Here is a 1004-nt window from a genome sequence, read left to right as displayed (position 1 = left end):
GCTGGCCGCGGCCCGGCGCTGGCGCGAGGGCGACCTCGGCGTGCGCGCGCCGGCCTGCGGCCGCGGCTCGGAATTCGGCCAGCTCGCCGCCGCGTACAACGACATGGCCGCGGCGCTGCAGCGGCGCGACGAGGCGCTGCGCGGCCATGCCGAGTCGCTGGAAGCCGCGGTGGCCGCCCGCACGCGGGAACTGACCGAGGCGAATGAGCGCCTGCGCATCGAGGTCGCGGAGCGCCGCAGCACCGAATCGGCGCTGCTGCAGGCGCAGAAGGTGCAGGCCGTCGGGCAGCTGGCCGGCGGCATCGCCCACGACTTCAACAACGTGCTGCAGGCCGTGCTCGGCGGCGTCACGCTGATCCGCCGCCGCGTCGCCGACCCCGCCGCGGTGCAGCGCCTGGCCGGCATGATCGAGGACTCCGCCCAGCGCGGCCAGTCCATCACCCGCCGCCTGCTGACCTTCTCGCGCCGCGAGGAGCTGCGGGCGGAGCCGCTGCCCGTGGTCGAGCTGCTGGAAGGCCTCCGCGAGGTGCTGGGGGCGACGCTCGGCCCGCGCATCCGCGTGCAGGTCCGCGCGCAGCCCGGCCTGCCCCCGATCCTCGCCGACCGCAGCCAGCTCGAGACCGTGCTGGTCAATCTGGCCACCAATGCGCGCGACGCGATGCCCGCCGGCGGCACGCTCACGATCTCGGCGGACACTGCCGAGGTTGCGGACGGCGACGCGACCGGGCTGGCCGCCGGCCGCTACGTGCGCCTCGCCGTCTCCGACACGGGCGAGGGCATGGATGCGGAGACGCTGGCCCGCGCCGCGGACCCGTTCTTCACCACCAAGCCGCTCGGCCAGGGCACCGGTCTCGGCCTGACCATGGCGCGCAGCTTCGCGCAGGGCTCGGGCGGACGGCTCGGCATCGAGAGCGCCGCGGGCGCCGGCACCACCGTCTCGCTCTGGCTGCCCGTCGCCGTCGCCCGGGCGGCGGCGGATGCGCCGCCCGCGCCCGACCGCCCCG

General features: G+C 77.0%; 1 protein-coding gene. It reads left to right on the top strand.

Annotated features, from left to right (window positions below; genetic code table 11):
* Positions 1-1004, top strand: a 1004-nt coding sequence (locus OZN99_RS32380) for a sensor histidine kinase (protein ID WP_270939290.1), incomplete at both ends; no start/stop codon positions are given.

Source organism: Falsiroseomonas oryzae (genome assembly GCF_027856955.1).
GTDB lineage: Bacteria > Pseudomonadota > Alphaproteobacteria > Acetobacterales > Acetobacteraceae > Falsiroseomonas > Falsiroseomonas oryzae.
The sequence above is the reverse complement of the archived record's forward strand: the minus strand, read 5'-3'. Positions and strand labels throughout refer to the sequence as shown.